Source organism: Maricaulis sp. (assembly GCF_048270265.1).
GTDB lineage: Bacteria > Pseudomonadota > Alphaproteobacteria > Caulobacterales > Maricaulaceae > Maricaulis.
Genome location: NZ_JBLWTD010000001.1, coordinates 34781 through 59818 on the forward strand (window position 1 = coordinate 34781; position 25038 = coordinate 59818).

Genomic DNA, 25038 nt, shown 5'->3' on the forward strand with positions numbered 1-25038 from the left:
GAGTTCAAGGAATGTTATCGACCAAGAAAACGATTCTGTTCGCAGCAGCCTCGGTCATCGCATTGACCGGTGCACAGGCCGCGGCGCAGGAAAGCCGCAGCGTGGACGTCATCACGGTGACGGCGCAAAAGCGTGAGCAGGGTATCCAGGACGTGCCGGTTGCGGTTACGGCCTATAATGAGGACCTGCTGCAGAATTCAGGTGTCCGCGACCTGAAGGACCTGATGATCATCTCGCCAGGCCTCAACGTCACCTCGACCACGAATGATTTTGTCACCACCGCCCGTATTCGTGGCATTGGTACGGTTGGCGACAATCCGGGTCTGGAATCGTCTGTCGGCATCGTGATCGACGGTGTGCCGCGCGCCCGTAATGGCGTTGCCTTCAACGATCTCGGCGAAATGGAACGCATCGAAGTCCTGCGCGGCCCGCAGGGCACGCTGTTTGGTGCCAATACCACTGCCGGTATCATCAACGTCGTCACCAAGCGGCCCGAGTTCGAGTTCGATTATAATGGCGAGCTGACCTATATGGGCGGCGATGCCACCGGCTGGGGTGCTGCTGCCGGCATCACCGGTCCGCTCAGCGACCGGATCGCCGGGCGTCTCTACGCTGCCAGCCGGTCTCATGACGGTTACCAGACCGCCGAGACCTTCGGTGGCCCGCGTACGGAGACCGAGGACCGCACCCAGAATTTCTTCACCCTGCGCGGCCAGGTCCTGTTCGACTTCAGCGACCAGGCAAACCTGCTGCTGACCGCCGACTACACCGAACGTGACGAGGATTGCTGCGGTGCGCCGAGCATTGTGTCCGGTCCGACTGCCGGCGCGATCAACTTCCTCGTGCCTGGCGCGCGGCCGATGGCGGGCAGCGAGGATCCGTTCAGCGGTCTCGTTCAGTCCAACCGTGACACCGGCCAGGAGATCACGGATCAGGGCTTCAGCGCCGAACTGAACCTGAACTTCGAAAGCTTCGACGTGACGGCCATCCTGTCGGATCGTGACTATGAGCTGCGCTCCGGTCAGGATACGGACTTCACCGGCGCCGACATCGTGTTCCGCGATATCGACAACAACCGGTTCGAATTCGGCAACACCACCTTCGAACTGCGCGTCTCCGGCTCGACCGAGAATTTCGAGTGGATGGTCGGTTCCTACTATTCGAACGAGAACCTGGTTCGCGAAGACGCCATCCAGATGGGTGCACACTTCTCGACCTATCTCGGCCTGCTGGGCGGAAGCCCGACGCTGGTCACCGACCTGGCCAATGGCCTGGGCGGCTTCCTGATCCCTGGCTATGTTCCGCTTGCTGCGGGAACGGGCGTGCCGCTGGGCGGTGGCAATCCGGTGGGTGATACCTTCACCCAGGATGGCGACAGCCTCAGCTTCTTCACGCACAACACCTGGCACCTCACCGATGCAACAGATCTGACCTTCGGTCTGCGTCATACGCGGACTGAAAAGACGGCGCATTTCGACTTTGGTGAAAGCTATGCGCCGGCGTGTGACGTCTGGGAAACCGTGTTCGGTGATGCCCTCGACTTCTCGACCCCGTTCGCACAGGCCGTCCTGGGCTTCTTCCCTCCAGGGTCCGATACTTTCGGTGCGTACACCTGTCTGCCGTTCGCCCGGGATGTTTTCGCCCGGATCGACAATACGCAGACGCTCGAGGAGAACGAGTTCTCCGGCCTGCTGTCGCTGTCGCACCGCTTCAGTGATGACCTGTTGATGTACGGGACCTATTCGCGTGGCTACAAGGCGGGCGGTTTCAACCTCGACCGCTTCGACCAGGCCGGCAGCGATGCGGTGGACTTCACTTCGGTGCTCGCGAATCCGAACACCTATCCGGCTCGTTTCGACCCGGAAACCGTCGACAGCTTCGAGATCGGTATCAAGACCGAGTGGGCCAACGATACGGTGCTGGCCAACTTCTATCTGTTCCAGTCTGATTTCGACACCTACCAGCTGAACACCTTCAACGGCATCGCCTTCTTCGTGACCTCGATCGATGGTGCATCGACCCAGGGTGCCGAGATGGAACTGCTCTGGTTGCCGGAAGCCATGCCTGGCCTGACCATGCAGGGTGGCCTGACCTACGCCAACGCGACCTATGACACGTTCGCTCCGACGGGCACGCCTGAAGTTGATGTCCTGTCCGGTCAGAACTTCTCGCTGGCTCCGGAATGGTATGCGTCGGCCTCGGCCACGTATAACGGGACCTTCGGCGACAACATGACCTGGCTGGCTCACCTCAGCGCCCGCTATCTGTCGGAGCACAATACCGGCTCCGATCTCGACATCGAGAAGATGCAGGATGCCTACACCGTGTTCAACGGCCGTATCGGCATCGGCGCTGCCGATGAGACATGGTCGCTGGAACTGTGGGGCCGCAATCTGACGGATGAAGGCTATATCCAGGTCGGCTTTGATGGGCCGTTCCAGCCTGGTTCCTTCAATGCCTCTACCGGCCAGGCACGGTCCTGGGGCCTTACGCTCCGCGCCCGCCGCTAGTCGAGCCTACGCATGACAGGGAAGGGGCCGGGCGGCGACGCCCGGCCCTTTTTCTTGTCGGTCTGCTTGGTTGTGGGGCTGCTGTCCTGTCGCCCTGCTGTCCTGCGGATCCGTTTTCGGGCCATGCCCACGCGCCTGTGACACTACCGACACTTGCGCAAGGATTGTGGCTGCACAATCTTCACCACATCACCTGCTTTGGGGTGCCTGCCCTGAATTGGCCGCGATACGATGATTGAACAGGCCCACATGATTCGAATCCCCACCGTTGAGACATTGATGATTTTGCCATGACGCTGCGCGCCCGAAATATTCTGTTGATCGCCCTGGCCGGCCTGCTGGTCGTGACCGGCCTGTCCATGGTCGTCGGACCGTTTTCCATCGCCAGCCTCGAGTCCCGTCTGGAGAGCAATGCACGCGCCGCGCTCGATCGGCGCGAGATGGACTGGGCCCATGTCCGTTTTCGCGGTCAGGAAGCGATCGTCTCCGGGGCTGCGCCCAATGACACGGCGCGCGAAATTGCGCTGGAAGTTGTCGCCGGCTCGACCTGGTCGGGCGGCAGTATCGCCGGCGGCGTGACGCACGTGGTCGACGAGATCACCGATGCGCGCACCGATCGCGGCTTTTCCTTCCGCGCCGACGTCGCCTTCCGTGGCCGCGTCCTGATCCGCGGCGATGCGACGGATGCCGCAGCACGCGATGCCATCGCCCGTTTCGCCACGGCGAATTTCCCCAACGGCGCCGATTCCGATCTTACCCTGATCCCGGGGGGCGCTCCGGCGGCTGAATGGGAAGAGGCCGCCAAGCGGTTGCTCGGCCAGCTCGCGCGGCTTGAACGCGGTGCCATCGTTCTCAGCGGCCAGCAGGGCGGGCTTTATGGCGATGCCGAGAACCCGCAGATTGCCCGCTCCGTCGCCAATACGCTGCAGACGATGCCGGCGCCCTTCCGCGCTGCATCGATCATTATTCCGGCCGGAGCTCCGGCCATCGTCAACGTGCCGGATATCGATGCCTGCGCTGCCGTGATCCGGGCGGCCCAGGGCACCGATGCGCTGCGTTTCGAGACCGGTGGCGTCGGTGCCAGCCCGCTGACCGAGATTGCCTTGCGCCGGCTCGGTCGCACATTTTCGGCCTGTCCTGACACCGCGCGGCTTTCCGTGACGATCAATATCGCCGACGGCGGTGAAGAGCTGGCCCGGCAACGCGCCGACCAGGTGCGCTCGCTTCTGTCCGGCGGCGCCGTTGGCGAAAACCGGATCATTGTTGCACTGGCAGATGACCAGTTGCAGGCACTTACGTTTTCCGTTTCATCGATTGAGGGTTGAGGCATGTTCTGGCTGGTCTGGCAAATTGGTTTCCTGATTCTGGCGGCCTTCGGATTCGGGGTTCTGACGGGTTGGAAGGTCTGGAGCGGCGAGGCGCGCAGCGTCGAGGCCGACAAGGCGCTGGCCGATGTCATTGCGCTGCGCCGCGAGAATGAGAACCTGGCGCGCCGCCTCGGTGAGGCTGAAGCGCGCGCCGTCGCCGCAAGCCGCGCCCCGGCAGCGGTGAAGGCCGGTCATGCCGACATTCCCGAGGACTCAAGCAAGGCCAAATCCGCCAAGCCGGCGGCCAGGCGCAAGACCGCGGCCGAGCCTGCCGCTACCAAGCCTGCCGCCGCCAAACCCGCTGCGCCAGCCGCTGCCACGCCTGCAACGGCGAAACCGGCAGCTGCGCCAGCTAATCCTGTGTCCGTGGAAGACCTGACGGTCATCAAGGGGCTTGGGCCGAAGGCGGCCGCCAGTCTGAAAGCCGAGGGTGTGGTCAGCTATGCGCAGATCGCCGCCTGGACCGAAAGCGATATCGCTGACTGGGATGCCAGGATCAATGGACGCGGCCGCATTGTCCGCGATGACTGGGTCGGCCAGGCCAAGGCGCTGATCGCCTGACACTGTTTGCCCGACAGTCCCTGCCTCAGGGCATATGGGCCAGCACGTTGCGGGCATCATAGGCATTGGCATCATCGGAGACCGTGCCGGTGCGCACCAGAATCTCCAGGGTCACGGATTTCTGACCGGCCGAGCCGTCGAAGCGGATGCCGACACCGATGCCGCGAGCTGAATAGCCACGCGAGCCGGTGGAATAGCTGGCCGAGGTCCCTACACGCACCGGATCGCGATCATTGCCGTCGCGATTGCGGCGCACCACCACGAACCAGTCGCCGCCCTGTTCCAGCGTGAACTCGGCCGCCCGCCGCAGCGCCAGATCCTCGGTTTCCTCGATGCTGGTGTCCGGACCGGCGTCGAAGCGGATCATGAAGCGATCTTGCTCGATGGCGCGTTCGGAATAGCCGTACTGCCCCTCATAGGCCGGCGCGTAGCGCGTCGGGCCTGACGTTGCGCAGGCCGTGAGGGCCAGGGCGGGGGTGAGGATGAGCAGGGGAAGAATGCGTCTCATGGCGGCAGCTCCAGCTGTGTTGCCCGCTCACGATAGGATCATTCGTCCTCGCTTGCCACCACCGCCTCGACGCCCATCCGTTCCAGCATCACCAGCGCACTGTCGGCGATCACCGTGCCGGGCGGGAAGACCGCCGCAGCGCCCATCTGGCGCAGCACCGGCTCGTCATCCGGCGGGATCACGCCGCCGACCACCACCAGGATATCGTCACGGCCGCGCTCGGAGAGGGCGGCGCGCAATTGCGGCACCAGCGTCAAATGTCCGGCTGCGAGCGATGAGGCGGCCGCGGCATGGACGTCTTCCGCGATGGCGAGGGCGGCCGCTTCTTCCGGGGTCTGGAAGAGCGGGCCGATCACCACATCCCAGCCGAGATCGGCATAGGCGGAGGCGACGACTTTCTGGCCGCGGTCATGGCCGTCCTGGCCGAGCTTGGCGATCAGGATTTTCGGCTTGCGGCCATGAAGATCGAGGAAGCGCGCCGCGGTGTCGCGGGCGCGGCGGACCTTGTCATCACTGCCGGCGGCCGGCCCGTAAATCCCGGTCACGGCCTTGATCTCGGCGACATGGCGCTTGAAGGCACGCTCCATCGCATCGGAGATCTCGCCCACGGTCGCCATGGCGCGTGCGGCGTCGACCGCCAGCTCGAGCAGATTGCCCTCGCCAGAGGCGGCTGATGCGGCCAAGGCATCCAGTGCGGCTTCCAGCTTGGCCGGATCGCGTTCCTTGCGCAGGCGTTCGAGCTTTTCGATCTGCTGCTTGCGCACGAGATAATTGTCGACCTTGAGGACGGGGACATCCTCGTCTTCATCGAGCAGGAATTTATTGACGCCGGTGATGGTCTGCTGGCCGCTATCGATCAGCGCCTGGGTGCGCGCGGCGGCTTCCTCGATGCGCAATTTGGGCACGCCGGCCTCGATGGCTTTCGCCATGCCGCCCAGGGCGTCGATCTCGGCAATATGATCCATCGCCCGCGCGGCGAGGTCATGGGTCAGGCGTTCGACATAATGGCTGCCGCCCCAGGGATCGATCGCATCACAGGCATGGGCCTCGCTGGCGAGCAGGATCTGGGTATTGCGGGCGATGCGGGCCGAGAAGTCGGTCGGCAGGGCCAGGGCCTCGTCCAGCGAATTGGTGTGCAGGGACTGGGTGTGGCCATCGACGGCAGCAATGGCTTCCAGCGCCGTGCGACCGACATTGTTGAACACGTCCTGGGCCGTCAGCGACCAGCCCGATGTCTGGCAGTGAGTGCGCAGGCAGATCGATTTTTCGCTTTTCGGATCAAAGCGTTCCTTCACCAGCTTCGCCCAAAGCAGGCGCGCGGCGCGCAGCTTGGCGACCTCCATGAAGACATTCATGCCGATGCCGAAGAAGAAGGAGAGACGCGGCGCAAAAGTGTCGACATCCATGCCGGCCTCAATGCCGGTCGCGATGTATTCCAGCCCGTCGGCAATGGTGTAGGCGAGCTCGAGATCGGCTGGAGCGCCGGCCTCCTGCATGTGATAGCCGGAGATCGAGATCGAATTGTATTTCGGCATGTGTTTCGAGGTGTAGTCGAAAATGTCCGAAATGATCCGCATCGAGGGGGCCGGTGGATAGATATAGGTATTGCGGACCATGAACTCCTTGAGGATGTCGTTCTGGATCGTGCCGGAGAGCTGTTCCGGCTTCACGCCCTGTTCCTCGGCCGCCACGATATAGAGCGCCAGCACCGGCAGGACGGCGCCATTCATCGTCATCGAGACGCTCATCTGGTCGAGCGGGATGCCGTCGAACAGGGTGCGCATGTCATAGATGGAATCGATCGCCACACCGGCCATGCCGACATCGCCGGCCACGCGCGGGTGATCTGAATCATAGCCCCGGTGTGTCGCCAGATCGAAGGCGACCGAGAGGCCTTTCTGGCCGGCCGCGAGATTGCGGCGATAGAAGGCGTTGGAATCCTCCGCCGTCGAGAAGCCGGCATATTGCCGGATCGTCCAGGGGCGCTGCAGGAACATGGTCGGATAGGGGCCGCGCACGAAGGGGGCGGCACCGGGAACCGTGTGGATGAAGTCGATGCTGTCGCTATCGGCCGGACCATAATTCGTGTGGATGGCAATGCCTTCGGCCGGGGTCCAGTCTTCACCTTTCGCCGCCGAAGCGGGCAGGGCGGGGCCGAGATCGAGCGTGGTGAAATCGGGTGTCTGGCTCATGAGCGCGCTCCCTCGAATGGCGTGGCCAGGCGGATGGCGGTGAGGGCGCCCTCCGGTGCGTCGGAGTGGGGCCATGTGCCGTTGGTTTCCACCGGTTTGGGATGCGGGTCCGGGTGCTGGGTGACGCCGAGAATGACATCCTTGCCGTCGGCGATTTGTTGCAGGCGTTTCTCGCGCACCGCTGCGATCTCGCCCTGCAGCCAGCCATCGGCGAAGGCGTCAACCAGCCCGCCGCGCCGTTCGATCTGCTGGAACAGGGCCCAGGCGGCCTGCGCCAGCTCGTCGCTCAGCGTCTCGTGCAGATAGCTGCCGGCGGCCGGATCGGTGACCTTGCCGATATGGCTCTCCTCGGCCAGCAGGATCTGGAGATTTCGCGCCACGCGGCGGCCCAGCCCGGTCGGACGGCCGATCGCATCGGTGAAGGGGCGGATGGTGATCGCGTCGCTCCCGCCAGCGGCTGCGGCAAAGCCGGCGCAGGCGGTGCGGATCATATTGGTCCAGGGATCCTTGGCGCTCATCATCCGGCCCGATGTGGTCGCATGCAGGGTCAGCCGCTGCGCGGTATCCCCGGCACCGAAGCTCTGCGCGATGCGGGCGAAGAGGCGCCGTGCGGCGCGCAGTTTGGCGATGGTGAGATGGATATCGGTATCGGCGGCGAGACGGGCCTCGATGGCCGTCGCCGCTTCGTCAGCCGAAAGACCGGCTTCGAGCATCAGGCGCATATAGGTCGCGGCCGAGGCGGCCATTAGCGCTAGTTCCTGCACCTCCGAGCCGCCGGCCTCGAAGGCGAGGGCGCCGTCACAACGGAAGATTTTCAGCTGCGGGAAGGCGGCCTGGGACAATTGGGCAAGATCGCGCGCCTTGGGAAAGCATTGATCGTCCAGCGCAATGCCCTGGCGTGCGGCGCGCTCGATCGGCGCCAGGCCGAGCCCGCCTTGCAGATGCTCGCCATCGAGGCGGCGGCGGGCGAACAGGGTCAAAAGGAGATGGGCGTGATGGCCCTGGCCGTCGAGACTGTCGAGATGGATCGGGGCGAGGGAGAGATCGACGCCCTTCAGTGCTGCGTCGAGCGGATCGATCTCGTTGGCCTTGAGGCCGAACTGGCCGGTCGAGTGCAGCCGCAATTCCAGTTCCGACACGCCGCCCATCAGATCGTCGAGCGCGGCGGCGTTGGCTTCGGCCGGGCTGGCCTCGGTGATCGACTGGCGCATGCCCCAGGGCAGATGGCCGTCGCGCGGCAGCGTATCCACCGCACCGGTGCCGGCCGGGCGGTCAAAGAAGACCGGGCCTCGCTGAAGACCGTCAATCGTGTGCCGCTCGACCGTGGTTTCGAAATCGGCGCCGCGCAGGGCTTTTTCGGCGAGTGCGCGCCAGCTGGCGGGGCTCTGGGCGGGAAATCCCCGGGCAAAATCGCGGATAGTGTCGGTCATGAGCATCCTGTCGCGGCAAGGCCATCATCGTGTCGGGGCGGAGAAAAGGCGCGCAGGGCCCGCACGTCAAGTCCGCGCGGCGGGCATGGACAGCGATTTGGCTTATCCCACAGCGCCGGGGCCGGCTTCACAATCGGGGCAAGCAGCCATGGAGGCCAGAATGTCCGAGACCACCCCCAATCTTGACCTGCCGCTGGTGATGCCGGCGCAGGCGCAAAAACATGTCACCGTGAATGAGAGCCTGCTGCGCCTCGATGCGCTGGTGCAGGCGCAGGCGCAAAGCCGCAGCCTGGCCGTGCAGCCCGTCAGCCCGGAAGACGGGGAGAGCTGGATCCTCCCGACCGGGGCCAGCGGGGATGACTGGGCCGCGATGGCGGCCGGTTCGTTGGCGATTTATCGCGACGGATTCTGGAGCGAATTGCCGCCGAAACCCGGCTGGCGCGTGCATCTGGCCGATGAGGGCCGCGATATTGTCTTCGACGGAACCGCCTGGCTGCTGGCCGGGGCCGATACCGTGCTGGCCGAATCGCCTGGCGGGGCCAAGACCCGCGCCATCCTGATTGCCGACAGCGTCACCGGCCTGACCGGCGCCAGTTTGGTCACCGCGATGATGATCCCGGCCCGTTCAATCGTCTTCTGCGTGTCAGTGCGGACGACTGAAATGATAACAGGTGCCACCAGTTTCGATTGCGGAATCGCCGGCGAGACATCCAAATTCGGCGGTTCGCTGGGGATATCGGCGGGCGCCAGCAATCTCGGCGTCATCGGCCCGACGGCCTTCTACAGCGACACGCCGATCGTGCTCACCGCCAATGGCGGCAGTTTTACCGGTGGCAGTGTCAGCCTCGCCATCCACGCCTGGATGCCCGAAGCGCCGGACTAGCGCCGTGGCAGTTTTAGCGGCAGCACACCCGCCATCACCCCGTTCAGAATCGCCTGCACAGCATCCGTCATCGCATGGCCATTGACCGGCGCCATGTGCAGTCCGGCATGTGGACAGGCCGCCGCCAGCCGGATCGCGCCGCGCGGCGGGCAGACCATGTCATAGCGGCTGTGCAGGATCTGCATCGGTATATTGGCCAGGCGATGTGCATTGGCGATCAGCTGGTCCGGCTTGAGGAAGCAGGCATTGCGGAAATAATGCGCCTCGATCAGCGAATGCGCCGCCACGAAGTCCGGCCCGCGCTCGGCGAGGCCGTCACGTGTCGTTTCGGCCGATTGATCAAGCCAGGAGAGGCGTTCCTCATACTCGGTCCAGCGATAGAGCGTGGATTGCCGCAATTCGGCGAGGCTGGCTTTCGGGTCTTCCAGCCGGCGCAGGGCGGTCAGCCCGTCGGCCTGTTCGCGCAGCATGTCTTCAAAACACCAGTCCATGATCGCGCGCGGCGTGGTGCGATATTGCTGCGGCACAGGGGCAATGAAATCGGCGAAGGCTTCCGGGAAGAAGCGCGGGGCGCCGGCCTCGCTGTGCCACCAGTCGAGATTGTCCGGTGTTGCCAGAAAGATCGCCTCGACGACCAGCGTGCTCACCCGCTCCGGGAAGGTCTGGGCATAGGCCAGCGCCAGGGTCGACCCCCAGGAGGGGCCGAACACGACCCAGCGCTCGATGCCCAGCCGGGTGCGCAGGGCCTCGATATCCCCGATCAGTTCCGCGGTCGTGTTCGCCTCGAGCGAGAGGTGCGGCGTGGAGCGGCCACAGCCGCGCTGGTCCATCAGGGTGATATTGAAGCGGGCTGGGTCAAACATCCGCTGATAGCGCGGCGAACAGCCCGATCCCGGACCGCCATGCAGCACCAGCAGCGGGATGCCGTCGGCGCGGCCGCATTGCTCCCAATAGAGTTCATGGCCACGGCTGACGGGCAGGCGGCCGGTGCGGTGGGGTTCGATGGGCGCGAAGAGGGGGCTCATGGGCATCCGGGGCAATGGGTCCGGGGCGAGCCTAGCGCGCCGGCCTCGCCGGCGATAGCGCGCTCAGCGCACCGGGCCGGTCAGCAGGGGCTCGACATCACGGCTTGCCGCCTCGAGGCTGGAATAGGATTGCCCCTCCCGGTCGCGCCGCACCGGTCCGCGGCGGCCATTGAAGGCGGCGCTCGCCGTCCAGTCGCACACGGTAGCATCGCCGGCGGAGATGGGCTGTGCCGCGACTTCCTGCGTCAACACGCCCGGGCCCTCGGCGATTGGGCTGAAGACCGGCTTGAGCGCATGGGCGCGCAGGCCGGCCTCGATGCGGGCGCGTGCCGCGGCCAAGTCCAGCGGGCAGGCGGTGCGGGCGGCCATATCCTCGGTCAGATTGACGATGGAATAGACCAGCTCGGTCTCTTCGGCAGGGCGGGGCGGCGGGATGAGGCCGGTCTCGTGCAGTTCGGGTGCGAATCCGGCCAGGCCCGCACCGAGGCCGGTGGCCAGCAGGAGCGCAGCGAGCGCGCGTTGCCAATCGGATTTCATTCTCTCCCAGCCCCCTTGGAAGCGCTGCGGGCAATCTAGTGAAGCCTTCCGGATCGGTCCAGCGCCCGGAATGTGATTGGCGCTTGTGTCGGCGGAATTGATGTATACAACTAATTGTACAATAAATTGTAGAATCCAGACCAGCCGGAGCCAGCCATGCCAGAAACCCCTTTCTTCGACGGACGCGCAGCCTTTGCCCTGCGGGTGAAGCAGTTGCTGGACCGGCTCAGCGACCAGATGGAAGTCGCCCTGCAGGACGCCGGGCTGGAGATTCGCGGCAAGGCAACGGGCATCGTCCAGTTCCTGCACCATCAGGGCCCGAGCTCGCTGGCCGAGATCGCCGCCGAGCTGCGCTATTCGCACCAGCTGTGCACGCAGCGTGTCGGCTGGCTGGTCGAGCACGGATTCGCGGTCCTGCGTAATGACGACCGCGACCGCCGCCGCCGCCGGGTCGAGCTGACACCGGCGGGACAGCAGGAGGCGGAAAAGCTGCAGGCCTTCCTGCCGGCCCTGACACAGACCTATGACGATCTGTTCGCGGAGGTCGGTCTCGACCTCCACGCCGCCATCCTTGCCGCCAATGCGGCGCTGGATGCCAGTCCTCTGAGCGCGCGCATGCCGCCGCTTGCCCCCGCCGCATCCTCACACTGAAAAGGCTCAGCCATGTCCCGTTTCAAACCCGCGCTTCGCGCCATTGCCCAGATCGCGGCCGCCTTGATCGCCGTCGCGGTGATGGCCGCGGCAACGCGCCTGGCGCTCCTGCCCCTCCTGCAGTCCGTGCTGGAGCTGGACGAACAGACATTGGGCTATGTGCGCCGGGTGTTGATGCTGGTCGCCTTCGTGGCGGGCTATTGGGGCTATGTGCGCTGGGTGGAGAAGCGCTCGGCCGTTGAATTGTCACCGGCGGTGGGCCTGATCACGCTCACCGGGCTGGGCGGTGCGGCGCTGATCGGTCTGCCGATTGCGGCGCTCTATCTGGCCGGCACCTATCAGATCGTCGGGTTGGGCGATTTTGGCGGCATGGCCGGGGTCGCCCTGGTGATTCTCGCGGCCGCGATGTTCGAGGAAGTGGTGTTCCGCGGCATCGCCTTTGGCATTGTCGAGCGGCATTTCGGCAGCTGGGCGGCCCTGTTCGTACCGACCATCATCTTTTCGGCCGCGCATATCTTCAACGCCCATTGGGGCGGCTGGCTCTCCTTCGCCACCGGGGCCACGATCGGCGGCATCTGGACGCTGACCTATATGCTGACCCGCAATCTGTGGGCTGTCGGTCTCAATCACGCGCTGTGGAATTTCACCATTTTCGCCACCGGCCTGCCGCTGACCGGCATGCAGGACTGGCGCGAGCTGGCGCCCCTGCGCAGTGAATTCACGGGCCCCGACTGGATTTCCGGCGGGCTGGCCGGGCCGGAGGACACGGTATTGATGCTGGTGGTTTCGAGCCTCGCCGTCATCGTCCTGCTGGTGATCGCGCTGCGCCGCGGCCTGTTCAGGCCCGGTGTCAATGCGCCGGCAACGGCACAGGATTCGGCCGAGCCCGGAACGGGGGCCGGCTAGAAACTGCTGGATCGGAAGTCGGGAAAAATGGTGCCGCCACACAGATTTGAACTGTGGACCTCGTCATTACCAATGACGCGCTCTACCCCTGAGCTATGGCGGCGCCGGGTCGCTAAAGTCGCGACGCGAAGCCGGGCGTATAATACATGGTCGCCCTCCCGCCAAGTGCGTCTTGACGTGAGGAGCTGCGTTCGACATGACCAATGACATGACAAAGACACCAACCCCGCCGCGCAAGGCCGCCTCCGCCGGCGATCCCGACAGCCGTGAGGCCCGCCTGGCTGCGGCCCTGCGCGCCAATCTGCGCCGGCGAAAGGCCGACCGCGCTGCGCCGGTCCAGACCGCTGATGACCCGGCCGACGAGAGCAGTGAGGCACCGACTGCACAAGCCTCTGCAATCCCTGCCACGAAAAATCCCCGGGATGGGTCATAATCCCGCCGGGTTCGAACCGCTGCATGCAGGTTCATCGGATTGAGGAGTGACAATGGACCGGATCATCATCCAGGGCGGCGCGCGGCTTGAAGGCCGTATTCCCATCAGCGGCGCCAAGAATTCGGCGCTCAAACTGATGGCGGCAGCCCTGCTGACCGATGAGCCGGTGACACTCACCAATATGCCGCGCCTGGCCGATTCGCGCTTCATGGGCCATCTGCTGGCCAAGCTGGGCGTGTCGGTGGAGGAGGGCGAGGGCGCCGAGCTTCACCTGCACGCCGCGACCATCGCCGATACCTTTGCCCCCTATGATCTGGTGCGCAAGATGCGCGCGACCTTCAATGTGCTCGGACCGCTGGTCGCCCGCGAAGGCCATGCCCGTGTTTCCCTGCCCGGTGGCTGCGCCATCGGCGCGCGGCCGGTCGATCTGCATCTCAGGGCGCTCGAGGCGCTGGGGGCCAAAATCGAGGTCACAGAAGGCTATGTCGATGCCAGCGCCCCGGCGGGCGGACTGGTCGGCGGCGAGATTGACCTGCCCTTTGCCTCCGTCGGTGCCACCGAGCACGCCATGCTCGCCGCTGCCCTCGCGCGCGGCGAAACCGTGATCGAGAACGCGGCGCGTGAACCGGAGATCGCAGATCTGGCCGCGATGCTCACAGCGATGGGGGCATTGGTCGAAGGGGCGGGCACGAGCACGATTCGCATCCAGGGGCAGAGCCGGCTCAAGGGCGTGCGCCATCATGTCGTCGGCGACCGGATCGAGACCGCCACCTATGCCCTGGCCGTTGCGGCTACCGGCGGCGACTGCATCCTCGATGGCGCCAACTGGGCCCATAACAAGGCGCTCTGGCGGGCCATGGCTGATGCCGGCGTCACCGTCGAGCCCGCCGATGAGGGCGTGCGCGTGGCGCGAAATGGCACGCGCCTCACCGCCGTCGATATCGAGACCCAGCCCTATCCCGGCTTCCCCACCGACGCCCAGGCGCAATTCATGGCGCTGATGACGCTGGCCGAGGGGACATCGGTGATCCGCGAGACGATTTTCGAGAACCGTTTCATGCACGCGCCCGAACTGACCCGGCTCGGCGCCGATATCAGCGTCCATGGCAGCGAAGCCGTCGTGCGCGGTGTGCCGCTGCTGCGCGGTGCCCCTGTGATGGCGACGGATCTGCGCGCCTCGGTCTCGCTCGTCATTGCCGGACTTGCCGCCGAGGGTGAAACCGTGGTCAACCGGGTCTACCATCTCGATCGTGGCTTCGAGCGACTGGAAGCGAAACTGTCTGGCTGCGGTGCCCGCATCGAACGCCGGGCCGATTGACGGAGACTTGACGTGAAGCGCGCTATTGCCCCGCTGCGCCTGACGGCGCTGGACGCCACCGACCTCGAAGCGATTTCGGCTGCCCTGCAGGACGCGGTGGCCCAGCTGGGCGATTTCGAGTTCTCCCGGCAGACGCGCAGTTTCACCATCGCCTTCAACCGCTTTCGCTGGGAGGCCACTGGCCGCAAGCAACGCGTGCGCTGCGGTGTCCAGTTCGGCAATGTTGTCGCCGCCCGGTCATATAATCTGCGCCAGGGGGCCGAGGAGGCCGTGGTCAATCTGCTCTCGATCAGTTTCGAGCCGGGCGAGGCGCCATCGGGTGAGGTCGTGCTGGTGTTCTCCGGTGGTGGCGAGCTGCGGCTTGAGGTCGAGTGCCTCGACGTGGCGATGGTCGATATCAGCGCACCCTGGCCGGCGACCCGCCGGCCCGAACACGGGATGGACGAGACATGAGCGGCGCATCGGATCTGCCTGACAGAATCGTCCGGATCGATCTCGACCTGGCCAGTATCGGCCCGACCGACGTCAATGCCGACCATGAGCGCCGGGTCGCGATCGCCGACCTGCTTGAGGGCAACAGTTTCCGCCCCGTCAGCGAGGCCGTCGGCGAGACCAGCGGCCCCTATGCCCTGCGTCTGGCGATCGAGCATGACCGCCTGCTGTTTGATGTCCGGCTGGAAGACGACACGCCCGTGCGCGCCTTCGTGTTCGCGCTGGGGCCGCTGCGCCGTATCGTGAAAGACTATTTCATGATCTGTGAAAGCTATTACGAGGCCGTGCGCGATGCGCCCCTGGCCCAGATCGAGGCGATCGATATGGGGCGCCGCGGCGTCCATAATGAGGGCTCGACCCTGCTGCGCGAGCGGCTGGCCGGCAAGATCGAGGTCGATTTTGACACCGCGCGCCGCCTCTTCACCCTGATCTGTGCCCTGCACCGGCGGGCCGCGTCATGAGCGTGCCGTCGGTCCTGTTCGTGTGCGGACGCAATGCGATCCGTTCGCCGATGGCGGCTGCATTGTGGCGGCAGCAATTCGGTGATGCAGCGCAGGCGCGCTCCTGCGGTGTGATTCCGGCTGCCTTTGCCGACGGCTTCATGCTGGCGGTCATGGCCGAGCTGGGCTGTGATCTCGATGACATCACGCCGATGGCGCTGAGCGGGGTGATCGATCCGCCTGCCGCCCTGGTTGTCTCGCTGTCGACGGCCGCCGACCGGCTGGCCCGGCAATACGCCGCCGACAAGTCGGCCGAGTTCCAGGCCTGGCCCATTCCCGATCCCAGCGAGACCGGGGGCAGCCGTGAGCAGCGTCTTGCGGCCTACCGGCAAACGCGTGATGCCATCAAGGCCCGCATTGCCGGATGGAGCCCGCCGCAAAAAGCGCCTGAAGCCTCGACTTTGTAGGGCAGGCGGGACTATAACGCGCGCCGGGGCGCAATCGGCCCCGGAGTCGGGCTGATTTACGTATTTTTTGACCCGCATTGACGACTATGAGGAGCCGCATGGCTAAAGAAGAATTATTGGAGTTTCCCGGTGAAGTGACGGAATTGCTTCCGAACGCGACCTTCCGGGTGAAACTCGAAAACGACCACGAAATCATTGCCCACACCGCGGGCAAGATGCGCAAGAATCGTATCCGCGTTCTCGCCGGCGACAAGGTGCTGGTCGAAATGACGCCTTATGATCTGACCAAGGGCCGGATCACCTATCGCTTCAAGTAAGATCCCGAGCAGCGTGGATGCGCGAGATGGATGCCCGCATGGCTGAGCCCCGCCCACGCCTGATCCTGGCCAGCGCCTCACCGCGCCGTCTTGACCTGCTGGCCAGTGCCGGTCTTGTCCCGGACGCGGTCGAGCCCACCGATATCGACGAGAGTGAAATCCCCGGAGAGCTGCCTGGCCCTCTGGCGCGGCGGCTTGCGCTGGAGAAGGCGTCCGCCCATCCGGACACCGACGCCTTCGTGCTCGCTGCCGACACGGTTGTCGGCGTCGGCCGCCGTGTCCTGCCCAAGGCGGAGACCGAGGCCCAGGCGCGCGCCTGTCTCGCCCTGCTCTCGGGGCGCAATCACCGCGTCTTTACCGGTATTGCCCTGCGCACGCCGGACGGTGAACTGACCGCGAAACTGGTCGAGACCCGGGTCAAGTTCAAGCGTCTGAGCACGCCGGAGCTGGAAAGCTATATCGCCAGCGGCGAATGGCGCGGCAAGGCGGGCGGCTATGGCATCCAGGGCCGTGCCGGCGCCTATGTCATCTCTCTGATCGGCTCCTATACCGGCGTTGTCGGACTGCCGATCCATGAGACCGTCAACCTGTTGGCCGGGCGTGGCTATCCAGTCCTTGATGTCCAGAACGAAACGAAGAACCCATGATCCGCCAGATCCTGATCGAAGAGAATATCGGCGAGACCCGCGCCGCCGTCGCCGAGAATGGCCGCATCGTCGAGCTGCATCTCGACCGCTGGTCGGAACTGCGCCAGCGCGCCGTCGAGGGCGAACTCTATCGTGGCCGCGTCCGCCGCGTGGAGCCGGCGCTCAACGCCGCCTTTGTCGATCTTGGTGTCGGCGAGGAGGGCTTCATGCCTTTCGGCAAGGCCGGCCGGCCCAAGGGTTTGCATGAAGGCGCCGCGATTGGCGTGCGCGTCTCGCGTGAAGCCTTCGCCGACAAGGGCCCGACCCTCAACCTGGTCGACGCGCCCGCCGGCGATGCCCCGGAATGCCTCGAACCGGCGCCCATCCTGGCCCAGCGCCTGGCGCAGATATTCTCCGGCGCCGACGTTGTCTGGGCCGATGAGACCGATTTCGATCTTGAGGAAGCCTTCGAGCTGGCGCTGGACCCGGTTGCCCCGATTCCCGGTGGCGGCTCGCTCTGCATCGAGCAGACCCGCGCCATGGTGACCATCGATGTCGATGCCGAGGGCCGCAAGGGCACCGGCTCGCCGCTGCAGCTGGCCCAGGCGCTCAATCTCTCCGCCGCCAAGGAATCGGCGCGCCAGATCCGCCTGCGCGGCCTGGGCGGCATTGCCGCGATTGATTTCGTCCACATGCGCGGCCAGCCCGAGCGCAAGGCGGTCGAACAGGCCCTGCGCCAGGCTTTCCGCAATGACCGCGCCAAGGTCGATGTCGCGCCGCTCTCCCAATTCTGTGTCGGCGAGCTGGCACGCCAGCGCCGTGGCCGCACCCTGGCGGAAATCCAGCTGGATGAGACCGGTGCCATGAGTGTTGAAACCTGCGCCCTGGCGGCCCTGAGACGCCTTGAGGGCGAAGCGCGCGCCCAGCGCTCGCGCCGGCTCACCCTGCAGGTCTCCAGCGAGGTCCACGCCTGGCTGGAAGCCGACACGATCGGCTGGAATGCGGCCCTGGCCGAACGGATCGGCGGCCGTTTCACCCTCGCACTGAATGCCGAATTCGGCCGCGAGGACTGCGGAGTCAAATCCTGATGCCCAAACCCGTCACCTGCCCGATGTGCAAGAATCCCCCGGTCGAGGCCTTCAAGCCCTTCTGTTCGAAACGCTGCGCCGATCTCGATCTGGGCAAATGGTTCACCGGCGCCTACGCCATTCCCGGCGAGCCGGTCGACCAGGCCGAGGAAACCCCGCCGGGCCAGCCGGATAACGAGTAGCCGCGCTTCACTGCAATAATCTGCGATCCAGCGCGCTGCAGCGTGGACAGGTGCCAGCGCGCACCTTATAAACCGCGCTCTCGCCAGCGGCCCAAAGCTGCATGGCGAGCCCGGTGCCCGGGTAGCTCAGTTGGTAGAGCAGCGGATTGAAAATCCGCGTGTCGGTGGTTCGAATCCGCCCCCGGGCACCACTACTAAATCAAACCCAATGAAATCAGCCATTTAAACCCCCCATTTTGTCCCACTTCTGACACCAGCCGGAAAAGTGGGACACTTTGTTGTCAGAATGGCCCAAAGACGTGCCTAGCTCCGTGAGCGCGGCTCACGGCCATGTCTTGTAAATCAGTACTTTAGATTGGACGGCTGCGGCTCATCGCACCAGGATTTGGTGGTGCGAGCCCATAACGGATTCCCACCACCAGGACAGAATCTGTCATCCTTCGGCGCGGCGTTGGAAGTTTCGGCGATTTGAAAGCGCCACGTTTACACTTAGTGTAAAAGTGGCTGTTGACTTTCCGAGCGCCAGCCGCGATAATGTCGAGATGGACGTTGAATTCGCAGATGACGCGCTCGACCAGCTCGAGACCGACGCGCGGTTCGCCGCAGGGCACAGCCAAGCGATCGTCAAGGGATTCCGCAAGCGAATGCAAATGATCCGTGCGGCGCATGACGAGCGCGATCTCTACCAGAACAAAGGCGCCCGATTTGAGCGCCTCAAAGGCAAAAGGGCAGGTCAATGCTCAGTAATGTTGACGGGGAACTGGCGGCTCATAATCGAATTAATCAAAGAAAAAAATGGGCAGGCAGTAGTTAAGGTGGTCGAAATTGTTGACTACCATTGAGTTTTAGGAGGGTGAAATGACAAATCGAATGCCGGCAGAAGCATTCCCTCCGGGAGAGTTTTTGCGTGACGAACTCGATGCGCGAGGCTGGACTCAGACTGAGTTCGCGAAGCTTATTGAGCGCCCGGTTCGATTGGTGAATGAAATCATACACGGCAAGCGTGGCGTTTCGCCTGAGACTGCATTGGATTTCGCGGCCGCATTTGGCACGTCTCCACAGTACTGGCTGAACCTTGAGTCTAGCTACCAGTTGTTCAAAGCGGGGATGGTCGACGCCCGAACTGGAAGGGATACGCGGATTGGACGCGAGGCACGATTGCGCGAAGCCTTTCCGGTGCGGGAGCTAGTTAAGCGTGGTTGGGTTGAGGCTTCGGAAAACGTGGAGGTATTCGAGTCACGCGTGCTGTCGTTTTTCGGAGTGCGGTCTGTTGGTGAAACTCCCCAGTTCGCACATGCAGCGAAGCGTAACTATGAGCATGCTCCATCTATCCTGCAGCAAGCTTGGCTCTTTCGAGTCCGGCAGTTGGCCACCGCGCTAGTCGGCCCAAATTATTCTGAATCTGGCCTGCGTGCAGTGTTGGGCGATCTTGAAACCCTGACCGGGGATCCCGAAGAAATTCGACATGTTCCTGGAATGTTGGCGCAATGCGGGGTCCGGTTCGTGATCGTCGAGCCGCTGCCGGGGTCTAAAATCGACGGCGCTTGCTTTTGGATTGATGGGGGGAAAACCCCGGTTATTGGCTTAACGCTGCTGCACGATCGGATCGATAATTTCTGGTTCGTGCTTCGGCACGAGATCGAACACGTGCTTCGCGGTGACGGCCGAACGGATCCTGTGGTCGACGTTGCCTCGGAGGATGGAGAGCTGACTTCAGAGGCTGGGGGCGAGGCAGAGGCAGCGGCGAATGCGGCGGCGTCTGATTTTTGCGTCCCGCACGATCAGATAGAGAATTTCATTGCGCGTGTAGATCCGATGTACTCTCACAAGAAGGTACTCGGTTTCGCGAACCGGATTCGGCGACACCCTGGATTGGTTGTTGGCCAACTTCACCACCGCACCGGACGCTACGAATTGTTTCGGAAGTATTTGGTGAAGGTCAGAGACATCATTTCTCATTCCGCTTTAACCGACGGTTTTGGCCGGATGGGGCCTGCCGATTTCTAGAAGCACAGGAGGCTCATATGGCTACCTACTCGAAGCAGATACAGAAAATCGTAACGGAATTTCGGCTGGCTGGGAACAAGTGGCCGGCGACCACCAAGGAGATTGCGGCTTGGGCAATTCAGACGGGTCGTTGGCAGCTTGAAGACGATATCGCCATTCGCAAATGCGCAGAGGATATCTCTCGTGCCATGCGGGAGGAGTACACCACTGATGCGAAAGGGCGGCGCGTTCGTCTGAAGCACTCCGCTACGATGATGCTCAACGGCAAGCAGTGTGTCCTTTGGGATGATCTGAGAACCGCTCCGCGTAGCCATATGCAGCTCGCCTTCCAGCAACGCCGGCATCAGATTTTGGGTGATTGCCGTCAGTTGAAGACCGATGTGGAGAGTTACAATGACCGGCATTCCGCTGAGAAGCCTCTCCAGATGATTTTTGATTTTTCATTGGACCTGGAAGAAGAGGATGCGGCGTAGCCCGCCCGAGGAGTGGGACCTACCTCCTAGAAATCTGCGATATCAATTTGAGATTTGGACCTACTTTGCGGCGATATGCATTAGGCCCTGATTTATCTGCACGCCGTCGGCGTCCTTCCACGCGATCCGGATTCTCTCGCGTGGATCCGAACCTACCGATATGGTCCAGTGTTCAAAGGCCCAGTCGAGCGACGAGACGCCACTGATGTGCTCTAGGGACTCTAGGTCGATGTAGTGAACCTGTGTGAACTCGTCGCTTACGCCAGCGGCGGAGATCGTAAGAACTCGGCGTTCAGCGTCTATGAGAATACGACCCGCGCCAGGCTCACTCATCGCCCCGCGGTTGGGGGCTGCGACGGTCCAAAGTGCCTCTCCAACCGCAAGGCCCGTGATCGATGAACCAGCTTGGGGCTGTGCAGGCACAAAAATTGGAGCCAGAGTGGCATTTGACCCCAGGCGCCAGCACAGAAACGCCGGGTGGTTGGGGGTATGGTCAAACCGAAAGAAGAGCGCCCACATCCCATCCCATCTCAGAATGCCGACGTGGCCAGCGGGGATTTCATGCATCCTGCCGGATCGTAGCCCGGCGAGTGGGAGCTGATTGAGATTGCTCATGCGTATACCCTCCAATGTCGATGCGTTAACATAGTGGCCTCGTGCCGGGTTGTCGCCCTTGTTGTCAATTGCATCGGCGCAAGCTAAGCGGGCGGGCCACAGTCATGGTTCTGTGGCAGTATTAATTAGCTTGAGGTTTCGTGCGAATTCGAGCGCAGAGGTGGGACGGCACGTCTTGTAAGCTATTGAAAGTGTTGGAAGTTCGTGAGTGTCCCACTGAGTAATAACTCATTGAAATGGCCCGGTATAATGCCCACGCCCCCGGGCACCATTTTCCCAAGCTTTGCCATGAAATGCCGGCCTGCCGCCCCCTTGCACCACGCGTGTCAGGCAGTCCTGCTGGCTGCAAGTGTTTCGGCGATGATAGCGGCCAGGGCTTCGAACCGGTAGGGCTTGGCGAGGTGGTTGTCGGCGCCGGCCTGGCGATAGGCGTTGATCTGGTTGGCCATGGTGTTGGCGGTCAGGGCGATGATCGGGGTGCGCGGCAGGTTCTGCTCGTCCTCGATCGCCCGCAAGGTCTGGATCGCCGTGACACCGTCCATTACCGGCATGTGGATATCCATCAGGATGATATCGGGCCGCTGGCGCTTCCAGGCCTCGATGGCCTCTTCGCCATTCTCGACCAGGGTGATCTCGCGGCAACGCGGGGCCAGCAGGCTGTGCAGGACCAGCCGGTTGGTGGCCACGTCCTCGGCCGCGAGTATGCTGGTGTGAGCCAGCAGGCACTCGCCGTCCGGCGGGGCCGGTGGCTGTGTCGCCTCGCCGGCGGATTGTTCGCTGCGGATCGCGGGAATGGCAAAGCTGAACACGGAGCCCTGGCCCGGCTCGCTTTCGACCCGGATCCAGCCGCCCATCAGCTCGCACAGGCGCCGGGAGATGGACAGGCCGAGACCGGTGCCGCCGAACTTTCTCGATGTCGAGGCATCGGCCTGCATGAAGGGGGCGAACACCCGCTCGCAGGTCTCCGGATCCATGCCGATCCCGGTATCGGTGATCTCGAATACCAATTCCTCGCCCCCTGGCCCCTGGCGCAAGTCCGCGGCGACCTTGACGCTGCCGCTCGCGGTGAATTTCAGGGCGTTGGCGATGAGATTGTTGAATACCTGCCTCAACCTGTTGGCATCGCCAATAAAACGGCCGCGCGCCGCTTCGGGGATATCAAGCGTCAGAGCAAGGCCGCGATCGGTCGCTTCGAGCCTGTGGGCGGACATCACCGAGTTCAGCAATTCATCGAGTTCGAAGGGCGCATTGGCCACGGCCAGCATGTCCGCTTCGATCTTTGACAGGTCGAGAATGTCGTCGATCAGGCCCAGCAGTGACTCTCCCGATTCCCGGATTGTCCCCACCATGCCGCGTTGCTGGCTATCAAGACCGGTATCCTGAAGCACTTGTGCCATGCCGAGCACGCCGTTCAGAGGTGTGCGGATTTCGTGACTCATATTGGCCAGAAACTGACTCTTGAGCTGGTTGGCGCTTTGAGCCAGGCGCGTGGCCTCTTCCAGTTCCACCTCACGGGCATTGAGCGTGTTCACCATGCCACGCAGGGCCTTCGCCCGCCGGTTGGCGACCAGGGTCACGGCGGTCACGCTGGTGGCCAGCAGGGAGAGCAGCAAGCCGATGGTCCAGGTCACGGAGACGGCGTAGCGCCGGAAACTGCCGAGCAATTCGGCGGTCGGCTCGACGCGCAAGGTCCACTCCACGCCATTGAACTCGACGAGTGCTGCCGCCGCTGCGCCGGTGTTTTCAGCTCTGGCGGTAAAATTCCGGGAAGTCCAGATCGTCTCGCCCAATTCCTCGACGGCGATCGAAAACTGGCTCAGCCGTTCAATGTGCAGCAGGTTCTCGATCAGGCGCTCAACCGCAAACACGCCGATGATCAGGCCGCCTGGCGCGTCATCAATGCGGAGGGGATAATAGGCGACGAGACCGCGCCCGCCCTGCACCAGCTGGAAACTGTTGCTGACCACCATTTCGCGGTTACGCACCGCATTATCGATCACGGTCCTGCGCCATTCTACGCTGTAGAGGTCGAGATCCATCGCGGCTTCATTGCCAACCAGCGGCTCGATCCAGCGAATGCGATAGCTGGTATCGGCCCACTCGATGGCCTGCATCCAGGGCTTGTCTTCCAGATAGGCCCGGGCATCGGCAACCCAGACTTCATAGGGCAAACCCCCGGGCTGCACCGTAAATCGCTGCCCCAGGCGGTCGATGGCCAGCATTTCCTGGACGATCTGGTATTGCAGATGATCGCTGAGATCGCCTGCCCGCGTCTCGACAGCGAAACGCAGCGCCGCCAGCCGTTCAGTCTCTGCGCGGGCTGCGAGCAGGTATGTGCTGATGAGACCAGCCACCAGCACGAGCAGGGGCCAGGCCAGGATATCCAGGCCCAGGGCCCTGATTTTATTGAACCCCTGCCGCGTTTGGTCTTGCGTCATTGACTGCCCTTCATGCCTCGGACGGCAGAATGCAGCGGGCATCCCCAAAATATGCTTAATGCTACTGGATGCTTCAGGCGAGGGCTGGCTGCTCCCGTTGTGCCTCCCCCAAACAAAAACGCCCGGCCAGCCGGCCGGGCGTTTCCGTGTCACGCGCTGGCGTGTTGGATTACACCAGTTCCTTGAGCTTTTCCGCCTGGAAATCGGCGAGTTCATCAAAACGCCCGTCGCGGACTTTCACGGCCCATGCCGGGTCGGAGATGAGGGCGCGGCCGACGGCGACGAGGTCGAATTCGTCGCGTTCCAGGCGCTCGATCAGGCCGTCGAGGGAGGCAGCCGGTGAGTTCTCGCCCATGAAGGCGCCGATGAAATCGGAGTTGAGGCCGACCGAGCCGACGGTGATCGCCGGCTTGCCGGTAAGCTTTTTCGTCCAGCCGGCGAGATTGAGGTCCGAGCCCTCGAATTCCGGGATCCAGAAGCGGCGGGTCGAGGCGTGGAAGATGTCGACGCCGGCATCGGAAAGCGGGCCAAGGAAGGCGGCGAGCTCGTCGGGCGTGGTCGCCAGTCTGGCGTTGTAATCCTGCTGTTTCCATTGCGAGAAGCGCAGGATGAGCGGCAGGTCGGCGGGGATTTCCGCGCGCACGGCCTTGACGATTTCCTGCACCAGCGTGGTGCGCTCGACCAGACCACCGCCATAGCGGTCATCGCGCTGGTTCATGCCTTCCCAGAAGAACTGGTCGAGCAGATAGCCATGGGCGCCGTGCAGCTCGATGGCGTCAAAGCCGAGCTCGGCGGCGGCCTTGGCCCCCTTGGCGAAGGCGGCGATGGTGTCGGCAATGTCTTCGGCGCTCATCGGCTCGCCGACCTTCTTGCCGCCGGGCATGATGCCGGAGGGGCTGTCGGACGGGGCTTCGGGATGCGGACCCGTGCCCGGCTTGCGGGCCAGGCCGACATGCCAGAGTTGCGGTGCGATCTTGCCGCCGGCGGCGTGGACGGCCTCGACGACGGTTTTCCAGCCGGCCAGGGATTCGGGTTCATGAAAATTGGGTATGGCCGGATCGAAGCTGGCGCCGGGCCGGTCGATCGTCGTGCCTTCGGTGATAATCAGGCCGACCGCGTTCTCGGCGCGGCGGCGATAATAATCGACCACAGGCTGGCCGGGGACGCCACCCGGGCTCTTGGAGCGCGTCATCGGGGCCATCACGATGCGGTTGGGCAGGTCAAGCGAGCCCAGCGAGAAGGGCTTGAACAGGGCGGCAGTCGAGGTCATGCGGCTATCCTTGCAAATGAAAACTCGCTGCACAGATAAGCCTGTTTTCCCGAAAATCGACCCTCGGGTATGTATTTCGGCCATACGCCGGGCGCTATGGCTCCGGCGTCCACCGGTCCGGACGCCCGCAGACCTGTGCGCAAGGCCGTCACCATCTCCGCCCCGGAACAGGTCCGGGGCGGAGATGGTGACGATGACGGGCGCGAGGGTTCCAATAGAAGAACACCCTCCCCGGAATTCGCTGAGCTCCTCCGGGGAAGATTGTCTTGGATGATGGGTGCGAGATTTCGGGTCCCTATCCC

Annotated in this window: 26 protein-coding genes and 2 tRNA genes; 19 read left to right on the forward strand and 9 right to left on the reverse strand. The window is 63.8% G+C overall.

Features of this window, described 5'->3' with window-relative positions; all coding sequences use genetic code 11:
* Nucleotides 1–11 precede the first annotated feature (11 nt).
* The 3 genes from ACN0YF_RS00170 (at nucleotide 12) to ACN0YF_RS00180 (ending at nucleotide 4438) form a co-directional block, all read left to right on the forward strand.
* Nucleotides 12–2510, forward strand: a complete 2499-nt coding sequence (locus ACN0YF_RS00170; protein WP_417471282.1) for a TonB-dependent receptor — start codon at nucleotides 12–14, stop codon at nucleotides 2508–2510.
* 290 nt (nucleotides 2511–2800) lie between these two features.
* The gene (locus ACN0YF_RS00175; RefSeq protein ID WP_417492862.1) at nucleotides 2801–3835 is read left to right on the forward strand and encodes a hypothetical protein; all 1035 of its coding nucleotides are present in this window, start codon (nucleotides 2801–2803) and stop codon (nucleotides 3833–3835) included.
* 3 nt (nucleotides 3836–3838) lie between these two features.
* Nucleotides 3839–4438 carry a proton-conducting membrane transporter gene (locus ACN0YF_RS00180; protein ID WP_417492863.1) on the forward strand — a complete coding sequence of 200 codons (600 nt, stop codon included), beginning with the start codon at nucleotides 3839–3841 and terminating at the stop codon, nucleotides 4436–4438.
* A 25-nt stretch (nucleotides 4439–4463) separates the two neighbouring features.
* Here ACN0YF_RS00180 and ACN0YF_RS00185 read toward each other — a convergent pair whose 3' ends face one another.
* The 3 genes from ACN0YF_RS00185 to ACN0YF_RS00195 are packed head-to-tail and all read right to left on the reverse strand — an operon-like array spanning nucleotide 4464 to nucleotide 8568.
* Nucleotides 4464–4946 carry a CC0125/CC1285 family lipoprotein gene (locus tag ACN0YF_RS00185; RefSeq protein ID WP_417483305.1) on the reverse strand — a complete coding sequence of 161 codons (483 nt, stop codon included), beginning with the start codon at nucleotides 4944–4946 and terminating at the stop codon, nucleotides 4464–4466.
* Nucleotides 4947–4984: 38 nt separating this feature from the next.
* Nucleotides 4985–7138, reverse strand: coding sequence for a methylmalonyl-CoA mutase (gene scpA, locus ACN0YF_RS00190; RefSeq protein ID WP_417492864.1), 2154 nt, complete (start codon nucleotides 7136–7138; stop codon nucleotides 4985–4987).
* On the reverse strand, nucleotides 7135–8568 hold the full coding sequence (locus tag ACN0YF_RS00195; protein ID WP_417492865.1) for a methylmalonyl-CoA mutase family protein: 1434 nt from the start codon (nucleotides 8566–8568) through the stop codon (nucleotides 7135–7137). Before ACN0YF_RS00195 ends, scpA begins: the two co-directional genes overlap by 4 nt.
* Before the next feature lie 160 nt (nucleotides 8569–8728).
* Here ACN0YF_RS00195 and ACN0YF_RS00200 point away from each other — a divergent pair, with 160 nt between their 5' ends.
* Nucleotides 8729–9451: a DUF2793 domain-containing protein gene (locus tag ACN0YF_RS00200; protein ID WP_417492866.1), complete on the forward strand. Its 723-nt coding sequence runs from the start codon at nucleotides 8729–8731 to the stop codon at nucleotides 9449–9451.
* Here ACN0YF_RS00200 and pip read toward each other — a convergent pair.
* Both pip and ACN0YF_RS00210 read right to left on the reverse strand, forming a co-directional pair.
* Nucleotides 9448–10476: a prolyl aminopeptidase gene (gene pip / locus ACN0YF_RS00205; RefSeq protein WP_417492867.1), complete on the reverse strand. Its 1029-nt coding sequence runs from the start codon at nucleotides 10474–10476 to the stop codon at nucleotides 9448–9450. The genes ACN0YF_RS00200 and pip overlap by 4 nt on opposite strands.
* Nucleotides 10477–10539: 63 nt before the next feature.
* The gene (locus ACN0YF_RS00210; protein ID WP_417492868.1) at nucleotides 10540–11013 is read right to left on the reverse strand and encodes a hypothetical protein; all 474 of its coding nucleotides are present in this window, start codon (nucleotides 11011–11013) and stop codon (nucleotides 10540–10542) included.
* A 156-nt stretch (nucleotides 11014–11169) separates the two neighbouring features.
* On the opposite strand from ACN0YF_RS00210, the gene ACN0YF_RS00215 reads away from it, so the two are divergent.
* Together ACN0YF_RS00215 and ACN0YF_RS00220 are read left to right on the forward strand one after the other, a co-directional pair.
* Nucleotides 11170–11664, forward strand: coding sequence for a MarR family transcriptional regulator (locus ACN0YF_RS00215; RefSeq protein ID WP_417481615.1), 495 nt, complete (start codon nucleotides 11170–11172; stop codon nucleotides 11662–11664).
* A gap of 12 nt (nucleotides 11665–11676) precedes the next feature.
* A complete protein-coding gene (locus tag ACN0YF_RS00220) occupies nucleotides 11677–12570 on the forward strand; it encodes a CPBP family intramembrane glutamic endopeptidase (RefSeq protein ID WP_417492869.1) in 894 nt (297 codons plus the stop codon).
* 28 nt (nucleotides 12571–12598) lie between these two features.
* Here ACN0YF_RS00220 and ACN0YF_RS00225 read toward each other — a convergent pair.
* Nucleotides 12599–12673, reverse strand: a tRNA-Thr gene (locus ACN0YF_RS00225).
* A gap of 105 nt (nucleotides 12674–12778) precedes the next feature.
* Between ACN0YF_RS00225 and ACN0YF_RS00230 the strand changes: the two genes are divergently transcribed.
* The 13 genes from ACN0YF_RS00230 (at nucleotide 12779) to ACN0YF_RS00290 (ending at nucleotide 20413) form a co-directional block, all read left to right on the forward strand.
* Complete coding sequence (locus ACN0YF_RS00230; RefSeq protein WP_417492870.1) at nucleotides 12779–13003, forward strand: hypothetical protein; 225 nt, start codon at nucleotides 12779–12781, stop codon at nucleotides 13001–13003.
* Nucleotides 13004–13055: 52 nt separating this feature from the next.
* Nucleotides 13056–14321 carry a UDP-N-acetylglucosamine 1-carboxyvinyltransferase gene (gene murA, locus ACN0YF_RS00235; protein ID WP_417492871.1) on the forward strand — a complete coding sequence of 422 codons (1266 nt, stop codon included), beginning with the start codon at nucleotides 13056–13058 and terminating at the stop codon, nucleotides 14319–14321.
* Nucleotides 14322–14333: 12 nt separating this feature from the next.
* On the forward strand, nucleotides 14334–14774 hold the full coding sequence (locus ACN0YF_RS00240) for a DUF2948 family protein (protein ID WP_417492872.1): 441 nt from the start codon (nucleotides 14334–14336) through the stop codon (nucleotides 14772–14774).
* Nucleotides 14771–15274: a UPF0262 family protein gene (locus tag ACN0YF_RS00245; RefSeq protein WP_417481610.1), complete on the forward strand. Its 504-nt coding sequence runs from the start codon at nucleotides 14771–14773 to the stop codon at nucleotides 15272–15274. Before ACN0YF_RS00240 ends, ACN0YF_RS00245 begins: the two co-directional genes overlap by 4 nt.
* Complete coding sequence (locus ACN0YF_RS00250) at nucleotides 15271–15720, forward strand: low molecular weight phosphatase family protein (RefSeq protein WP_417481609.1); 450 nt, start codon at nucleotides 15271–15273, stop codon at nucleotides 15718–15720. Before ACN0YF_RS00245 ends, ACN0YF_RS00250 begins: the two co-directional genes overlap by 4 nt.
* 98 nt (nucleotides 15721–15818) lie before the next feature.
* Nucleotides 15819–16037, forward strand: coding sequence for a translation initiation factor IF-1 (gene infA, locus ACN0YF_RS00255; RefSeq protein WP_019961978.1), 219 nt, complete (start codon nucleotides 15819–15821; stop codon nucleotides 16035–16037).
* 38 nt (nucleotides 16038–16075) lie between these two features.
* Nucleotides 16076–16684, forward strand: a complete 609-nt coding sequence (locus ACN0YF_RS00260; protein ID WP_417492873.1) for a Maf family nucleotide pyrophosphatase — start codon at nucleotides 16076–16078, stop codon at nucleotides 16682–16684.
* Nucleotides 16681–17751 (forward strand): ribonuclease E/G, encoded by a 1071-nt coding sequence (locus tag ACN0YF_RS00265; protein ID WP_417481607.1) that lies wholly within the window; start codon nucleotides 16681–16683, stop codon nucleotides 17749–17751. Before ACN0YF_RS00260 ends, ACN0YF_RS00265 begins: the two co-directional genes overlap by 4 nt.
* Nucleotides 17751–17933 (forward strand): DNA gyrase inhibitor YacG, encoded by a 183-nt coding sequence (locus ACN0YF_RS00270; protein WP_417471316.1) that lies wholly within the window; start codon nucleotides 17751–17753, stop codon nucleotides 17931–17933. The genes ACN0YF_RS00265 and ACN0YF_RS00270 overlap by 1 nt, the downstream gene beginning before the upstream one ends.
* 115 nt (nucleotides 17934–18048) lie before the next feature.
* Nucleotides 18049–18124 (forward strand) — tRNA-Phe (locus ACN0YF_RS00275).
* Nucleotides 18125–18433: 309 nt separating this feature from the next.
* Nucleotides 18434–18775, forward strand: a complete 342-nt coding sequence (locus ACN0YF_RS00280) for a type II toxin-antitoxin system RelE/ParE family toxin (RefSeq protein ID WP_417492874.1) — start codon at nucleotides 18434–18436, stop codon at nucleotides 18773–18775.
* 16 nt (nucleotides 18776–18791) lie between these two features.
* Nucleotides 18792–19940 carry a HigA family addiction module antitoxin gene (locus tag ACN0YF_RS00285; RefSeq protein ID WP_417492875.1) on the forward strand — a complete coding sequence of 383 codons (1149 nt, stop codon included), beginning with the start codon at nucleotides 18792–18794 and terminating at the stop codon, nucleotides 19938–19940.
* A 17-nt stretch (nucleotides 19941–19957) separates the two neighbouring features.
* Nucleotides 19958–20413, forward strand: a complete 456-nt coding sequence (locus tag ACN0YF_RS00290; RefSeq protein ID WP_417492876.1) for a hypothetical protein — start codon at nucleotides 19958–19960, stop codon at nucleotides 20411–20413.
* Nucleotides 20414–20473: 60 nt separating this feature from the next.
* On the opposite strand, the gene ACN0YF_RS00295 is transcribed toward ACN0YF_RS00290, so the two are convergent.
* The 3 genes from ACN0YF_RS00295 to ACN0YF_RS00305 form a co-directional block, all read right to left on the reverse strand.
* On the reverse strand, nucleotides 20474–21028 hold the full coding sequence (locus tag ACN0YF_RS00295; protein ID WP_417492877.1) for a hypothetical protein: 555 nt from the start codon (nucleotides 21026–21028) through the stop codon (nucleotides 20474–20476).
* A 326-nt stretch (nucleotides 21029–21354) separates the two neighbouring features.
* Nucleotides 21355–23466: an ATP-binding protein gene (locus ACN0YF_RS00300; RefSeq protein ID WP_417492878.1), complete on the reverse strand. Its 2112-nt coding sequence runs from the start codon at nucleotides 23464–23466 to the stop codon at nucleotides 21355–21357.
* Between the two features lie 169 nt (nucleotides 23467–23635).
* Nucleotides 23636–24736, reverse strand: a complete 1101-nt coding sequence (locus ACN0YF_RS00305) for an NADH:flavin oxidoreductase (RefSeq protein WP_417492879.1) — start codon at nucleotides 24734–24736, stop codon at nucleotides 23636–23638.
* Nucleotides 24737–25038: the final 302 nt, after the last annotated feature.